Annotated in this window: 6 protein-coding genes; 3 read left to right on the forward strand and 3 right to left on the reverse strand. The window is 41.4% G+C overall.

Translation table 11 applies throughout. The annotated features are described in order from the left end of the window. Positions 1 to 162: 162 nt before the first annotated feature. Positions 163 to 1,377 carry an iron-containing alcohol dehydrogenase gene (locus RCH20_RS10965; RefSeq protein WP_327193603.1) on the reverse strand — a complete coding sequence of 405 codons (1,215 nt, stop codon included), beginning with the start codon at positions 1,375 to 1,377 and terminating at the stop codon, positions 163 to 165. A 276-nt stretch (positions 1,378 to 1,653) separates the two neighbouring features. Next, positions 1,654 to 2,316: a TetR/AcrR family transcriptional regulator gene (locus RCH20_RS10970; RefSeq protein ID WP_327193604.1), complete on the reverse strand. Its 663-nt coding sequence runs from the start codon at positions 2,314 to 2,316 to the stop codon at positions 1,654 to 1,656. 370 nt (positions 2,317 to 2,686) lie between these two features. Between RCH20_RS10970 and RCH20_RS10975 the strand changes: the two genes are divergently transcribed. Next, positions 2,687 to 4,186: an aldehyde dehydrogenase family protein gene (locus RCH20_RS10975; protein ID WP_327193605.1), complete on the forward strand. Its 1,500-nt coding sequence runs from the start codon at positions 2,687 to 2,689 to the stop codon at positions 4,184 to 4,186. A gap of 162 nt (positions 4,187 to 4,348) precedes the next feature. Here RCH20_RS10975 and RCH20_RS10980 read toward each other — a convergent pair whose 3' ends face one another. Further along, positions 4,349 to 4,579, reverse strand: coding sequence for a hypothetical protein (locus RCH20_RS10980; RefSeq protein WP_209957041.1), 231 nt, complete (start codon positions 4,577 to 4,579; stop codon positions 4,349 to 4,351). Between the two features lie 213 nt (positions 4,580 to 4,792). Between RCH20_RS10980 and RCH20_RS10985 the strand changes: the two genes are divergently transcribed. Both RCH20_RS10985 and RCH20_RS10990 read left to right on the forward strand, forming a co-directional pair. After that, positions 4,793 to 6,289: a DASH family cryptochrome gene (locus tag RCH20_RS10985; RefSeq protein ID WP_327193606.1), complete on the forward strand. Its 1,497-nt coding sequence runs from the start codon at positions 4,793 to 4,795 to the stop codon at positions 6,287 to 6,289. 53 nt (positions 6,290 to 6,342) lie between these two features. Beyond that, entirely contained in the window at positions 6,343 to 6,780 is a 438-nt protein-coding gene (locus RCH20_RS10990) for a DUF3429 domain-containing protein (RefSeq protein ID WP_209957044.1), read from the forward strand. Positions 6,781 to 7,110: the final 330 nt, after the last annotated feature.

Genomic DNA, 7,110 nt, shown 5'->3' on the forward strand with positions numbered 1-7,110 from the left:
TTATGCCATTTTACTTATGTTGTTCTACTTTACTTATGTCAGTCTAATGTTATCGTTTCACTTATTAACTTTAAAGATAACAGCCATTCATTAATGAACAGCTGCTATTACTTGCTAGAAATTTTAGATGTTATTTATCACTACTATTAGTATTGACCACCGTTACGAGGCTTTGTTGCTTATTGCCCGGTGCAATATACGGCGTGACACGTCTAGGTCATTCGTACCATACTCGCCTAATTTGACCATCTTGTGTGCTTCAAGCTGCTTAATGATGGGCTCAATGGCTGACTCATCTAAATCTGCATCTTCTAGACTGACCGGTAGGCCAAGCTCGCGGAAGAAGTTCTCAGTATTGTCAATTGCCATATCAATAATAGCGTCATCGCTCTGATCGGTATCAGTGATGTTCCAGACATTACGGGCATATTGAAGTAGCTTGTCTCTTTTGCTTTCTTTTAGCTCACGCATGACCGAAGGCAATAAGATAGTGAGCGTACGTGCATGGTCAATGCTATGCAATGACGTCAGCTCATGGCCGACCATATGAGTCGTCCAATCTTGTGGTACACCGCTACCAATCAGGCCATTAAGTGCCATGGTTGCTGTCCACATGAGGTTTTTACGAATGTCTAAATTTTCTGGCTCTTTTCTGACTACTGGGCCGTCTTCAATTAGAATTTTTAATAAACTCTCAGCGAAGCCGTCTTGAACCTTGGCATTGACTGGATAAGTCAGATACTGTTCCATCACATGGACGAAGGCATCAGCAACACCATTGGTCACTTGACGTTCTGGCAAGGTCAAAGTCTTAGTAGGATCTAGAATTGAAAATTTAGGATAAACCAGCGCACTACCAAAAGGTAGTTTTGCTTTACGTTCACTATGATTGATAACGCCGCCTGAGTTCATCTCAGAACCTGTCGCTGGAATAGTCAACACAGTACCGAAGTCGATAGCCGAGTCAATTTTTTTGCAACCGCTGGTTAGGGCATCCCATGCTTGTTCACGTGATACCGTGGTGCCGTCTTCTTCGGTAAGTGAAGAGACCAATGCTACAAACTTACTGCCGTCAATCACTGAACCACCACCGACAGCTAATATGAAGTCGATATCATGTTCGTTGACCTTATCAGCGGCTTTTAGCAAGGTGGTGAATTCTGGATTGGCTTCAATACCACCAAACTCAAATACTTGACGGCTGCCATTGTCTGCTAATGCGGCTTTGACTTCGTCTAAAGTACCTGTGCGCTGAGCAGAGCCACCACCGTAGGTAATTAGTACGCGAGCCTCAGTAGGGACTAGGTTTGACAGTTGTTTGATTTGATCTTCACCAAAAACGATACGTACGGGGTTGTAATACTGGAAGTTTTTCATAGTGCTCCTGGGAGTCTAATGGGGGTTTAAAATTAAACAATATCAATTTTAAATCTTGAATATGAATTGCGCTTGTTCTTTGTATTTGTCAGCATTGTACATTAATTAGACCGGTCGTCTAGTAGTACTTACAAAATATTTATACAGCAGACAACAAGGTGTGATGTTAATAACATCGATATAAAGTGCGGTTTGGTTGAAGAAGTGCTGCTAAAAAAAGTGATGCAGGGTGAAAAATCAGACCTTATTATTAACTACTATTAGTTATTGGCCCATTTAGCGGCCCATTTGGGTTGTAGTCATCTGCCAGACCTCTGCTAGCGGCGTATTGGTCTGACTGATTTTAGAGACTAAACTGGCGCCAAGCCAGGCAAAATACCAACGTTTCGCCATGCTTTCTGCCGCTATATTATCGGGATGAGGGATTGAGTGATCTTTCCAGCCCGCTTTAATTTGCTCAGCGAGCCAAGTAATGGTTTGTTGGTAACCGGTATGAATTGCTTTACGCATGGGCTCTGACATGTCTGCGACTTCTGCACTCAATTTGACCACCAAGCATTTTTCATGACCACTGCCATTTTGCTGGGTGTCGTACCAGTTTTGAAAGTAGTTATAGAGTTTTTGCTGGGCAGTAACGTCTAGGGTGTCAATAAGCGCCAGCCGCTGTTTATATTCGGCGAAGTAGTCATTGATAATGGCTTCGCCAAAGGCTTCTTTTGAGGCAAAGTAATGATAGAACGAGCCTTTAGGAACACCAGCTTGATCCAATATTTGCTTGATACCGACCGCGGTAAAGCCTTTTTTTGCGATCAAGCAATAACCGGTTGCCAACAGGTGGTTCTTAGTATTTGAAGGGGTTGTATCTAAAGACGTATTATCTAAAGGTGGCGTTTCTAAAGGCAGTGTATCTGATGAAATGGATGTGGTGGTAGCAGACATAAAGGTCATGTCCTCCTTAGCTTTTTATTAAATTAGGGTTGTTAATAGAGGGTTATCAGTCTTTTAAATGTTAGTCTTTAAGTATTTTTTAGAACGTCACTAATTCACGAGTGTTACGTTTTTTCAACAATATATAATGACAAAGTAATCTTATTCCTTATGCCACTATGGTAGCATTAGACCAGTCGTCTATCAAGTTACGTTTTTATATCTTCTTTTATTTCATCATCTTTAAGACGCTAATTGTTTAATAAATAGCGTCTCTAAAATATAACTTTAAATAGGGGTCTTTTGCTTCCCAGCGGAGCAGTAATAAAATCACATTCTATAAGCAATAATATAATTGCTATAACCATAAATAAGGACAATCATGACTACTGATAATACTAACGCCAAAGCCAGCACCTCTGATGCCTACAGCGATTTTCACCTACAATATATTGCCGGCGAGTGGCAAAGCGGTAAAGATGATAGCATCAATACTAATACTAATCCCTATAACGGTGATCCCATAGTAGAGATCAAACAAGCCACTAAAGACCAGCTGGACGAGGCTTATAAAGCAGCAGTAACGGCGCAGGCTGAATGGGCACAAAAAACCCCAGCAGAACGCGCCGGCCTTATGTATAAAATGGTTGAGGTTTTAGATCAGCGTCAAGATGAGATTATCGATTGGCTAGTAAAAGAGTCGGGCAGTACCCGTATCAAAGCCATGGTAGAATTTAGTAGTGCACGAGCAATTACCCTTGAGTCAGCAGGCTTTCCAAACCGTGTACACGGCGAGATTCGTTCTTCCAAAATTCCAGGTAAAGAGAACTTTGTCTATCGGGAACCTATCGGTGTGATTGCCGTTATTAGCCCCTGGAACTTCCCTTTTCATTTAACTCAGCGCTCTATCGCTCCCGCCTTAGCACTCGGTAATGCGGTCGTGCTAAAACCTGCCAGTGACACACCGATTACTGGTGGTTTGCTACTGGCTAAAATATTTGAAGAAGCTGGTTTGCCAAAAGGCCTGCTAAATGTGGTGGTGGGCGCTGGTAGTGAGATAGGCGATGCCATGGTTACCCATGATGCACCAAGACTGGTGTCTTTCACCGGTTCAACCGCTGTTGGCAAACATATCGGCGAGCTTGCCAATAGCAGCGACTACATTAAAAAGCTGGCACTCGAATTGGGCGGTAACAATCCGTTCGTAGTACTAAAAGATGCCAATATCGAAAATGCAGTAAAAGCTGCCGCTTTTGGTAAATTCTTACATCAAGGGCAAATCTGCATTGCGATTAACCGTATTATTGTCGAAGATGAGATTTACGATGACTTTGTAGAGGGTTTCCTTGCCCACGTAAAAACTTTAAAAGTCGGCGACCCTAACCACCAAGACACAGCTATCGGTCCCATCATTAATGACAAGCAGCTTAAATCACTTAAAGACAAAATCGCTAAAGCCGAGGATGAAGGCGCAAAAATGATTTTAAGTGGTGAGATTAAAGGTCAAATGGTACCGCCGCATATTTTTATCGATGTCACCAGCGATATGGACTTAGCACGTAATGAAGTGTTCGGTCCTTTAGTTGGTATTATCCGTGCTAAAGATGAAGATGAAGCCCTAACAATCGCCAATGATACTATGTATGGTCTCTCAAGCTCAGTATTCACGACAGATATGGCAAAAGGTTTGCGTTTTGCTCGCGGTATTAAAGCGGGCATGACTCATATTAATGACATTACCGTGAATGATGAAAGTAACGCCCCATTTGGTGGCGAGAAAAACTCAGGTATTGGCCGTTTTAATGGCGAATGGGTACTCGAAGAATTTACGACATTGCATTGGGTTTCAGTACAGCATACCCCGCGTGACTATCCTTTTTAAGCGTATATTTCAGCTGTTCCGGTGGGCTCAACTCAAATAGGCTTAACTCAAACTTTTTCCATAAAAAAAGACTGCCATAGGGCGGTCTTTTTTTATGGAAAAAGTACTTATATTTTGCTGTCTATCCAGAAGCTTGTTACTTAAGCTCGTCACTTAAGCTTGTTACTTAAGGTGAAAGCCTAACATACCCTGAATTTCCTCTATAGTCATGCGTCTGACTAGTGCCTGTTCTTCTACCGATAAGCGGTTAGTATGCTCTTTGATCATAGTATGAATACTGCGAGCGACTTCAGAGGTAGTAGCATAATACATTTGTGGCTGTTCTTTAGTGAGCTTTGTCAAAAATCTATTGACGATATCATATTTTTTATTTGGATCATTTTCTTCAGTCATAGTATTCTCCTAGGTTTAAACCATTTAACCAGTCAGCTTAACGAGAGTCAACATTCATGGCCACAATAAAAATGCTCATGACTATAATAACAACTATGACGAATACTGTGGTTGAATGTTTAACACCTGCTATACGGTATATGATATTTTAAAATACTATAGTTTGACCTTAAGTATTCATCGATTGCGTTTAATTATTTTGGAATTGCTCCTATGTCAAATCAGGCACTAGATAGTTCACAACCTAACCCAGTGGATACCGCGTTGGATAAAAAAGTCGTGTTGGTTTTATTTCACAACGATTTGCGGGTAGATGACAATGCCACTTTACTCAAATCGGCAGCACTAGCCAGTGATGATGGACGGTTGCTACTCGTCTATGCATCAACTTTCGCGGCCAGACTTGCTGACAAAAAGGGCAGTCAGGACAGTAAGTATTATGCTTTTGATGAAATGGGCGCTGCCCGTCAGCAGTTTTTATCTGAGAGCTTAGCTGATTTAGATGAATCATTACAGCGTCTTGGCAATAGATTGCTGTGCCTACCAAATTTAAAAGTAGCACCAGAAAGTCAGTCAGAAGAAGACTTACAAGCTGCAACTTTACCACCAAAGTCTTTATCACAAGGACGTTCAGAATCAGCATTAGAATTAGACGCCTTCGCGCAGCTATGCCAGCTGATCGAACAAGAGCACATCACTGATATTTGTGTCAGTCAAACGGCAGACTATAACCAAAACCAAGCTTATGATGCTTTACAAGCGACATACCCGTTTATAGACTGGCATAGTCAGTCGGTCAACACTTTATTTATTACTTTACCAACGCATGATTTGCCCAAAAGCTTTACTCAATTTCGCAAAAAAGTAGAAGCCAACCACGATTTACTAACTGCCGAAAACGACCTGTTTACTTGCCAAACGCCAAAAACGCTGCCACCTATGCCTGACAGCATGACAAATAGCACAGCGAATAATAGTAACTACTTTTTTACCCACCAAGATTTTAGTGAGCAAATACAGCCAGAGCCTAATTTTAAAGGCGGCGAAACAAACGCCATCAGTCATTTAAATGACTACTTCAATTCCGATGCTCCCAGCACTTACAAAACCACCCGTAATGCACTGGATAACTGGACGCATTCCACTAAATTCTCAGCTTGGTTGGCTAACGGCTCATTATCGGTTAAGGTGCTGCTGAATCGTTTACGCCATCATGAACGTGATGTTATCGCTAACGACTCAACTTATTGGATATGGTTTGAGCTGCTCTGGCGCGAGTATTTTTATTGGTACGCACTTGTCCATCAACAAAAGTTATTTTGGTTCGAAGGGATTGCCCAACATGCACCAACGACACGTTTGGATCAAACACGTCTACAGCAATGGCAAAACGGCACAACACTGTATCCTATCGTCAATGCCTGTATGCATCAGCTAAAAAGTACTGGTTACATGTCGAATCGGGGTAGGCAAATAGTTGCCAGCTGTTTTATTCATGAGCTGGGTTTGGACTGGCGTTATGGTGCTAGCTATTTTGAGCAACACCTTATCGATTATGATGTTGGTAGTAATTGGGGTAACTGGCAGTATCTTGCGGGAGTGGGTGCAGATCCAAGAGGCTGTCGACAGTTTAATCTCAAAAAACAAACCCAGCAACATGATCCCAATGGTGATTTTATCAAGAAATGGCAGGGTCATAAAACGAGTTAATACGGCCAGTGAACCTTAAATCAAACTTATAAACACGAGATAAATGTGACGCTATGAAAAAGCCAAGCCCTTATTTAACCTTTGCGGGTGCTATTCCGTTCGTTATTTGCGCCATTTTTATCACTATAGGTGTTGAGGCCATACGAATTTTGGGGAGGACTGAGGGCGTTCTTTCCGTTTATGGCCTAGTAATAGCCTCATTTATGGCAGGCGCGCATTGGGGTAATCATCTTGGCTTGGCTGATGACAATAGCTGGGCGGTCAAATTGCCTATATTTAGTAATATTATTGCGCTTAGCTTATGGTTAGGGTTTTTGAGCTTATCAACCGTTAGTTTTATCTGGCTATTGGTCGCTGGTTTCATCGCTATGGTAGTGATTGACTATGGTCTTCATCAGGCACAAATTATTAGCTATGATTATTTTAAAGTCAGACAGTATGTCACTGTGATAGTGGTTGTATCATTGATTGTTGCAGCGGTTCAGTTATGATCGCTGCCTTTATGTTGATGGCAGAAAAATACAACTCTGTTATAAAAATTATTGTCGCTATGGCTGATATCAGATGTTGATGTGCCTGTCACAACAGACCTGAAAATTCTTTATAAAGCACTTGAAGTACATAATGAGATAGTTGAAGAATGTACGGTGTAGATAATATCAGAACTAAAAAATTCTGATCATTTCGATTGTTTATTTTAAATTAGTAACGTTTGCTGTATTTCCTATCCTAGATTAACACACCAAGTGCAACGCTAAATGATGTTATAGAATACCTGATTTGGTGTTTTGAATCCCAATCGTTTTCTTGGTCTGCTATTT

Origin of the sequence: Psychrobacter sp. PL15, from assembly GCF_035984995.1 — a bacterium.
Lineage (GTDB): Bacteria > Pseudomonadota > Gammaproteobacteria > Pseudomonadales > Moraxellaceae > Psychrobacter.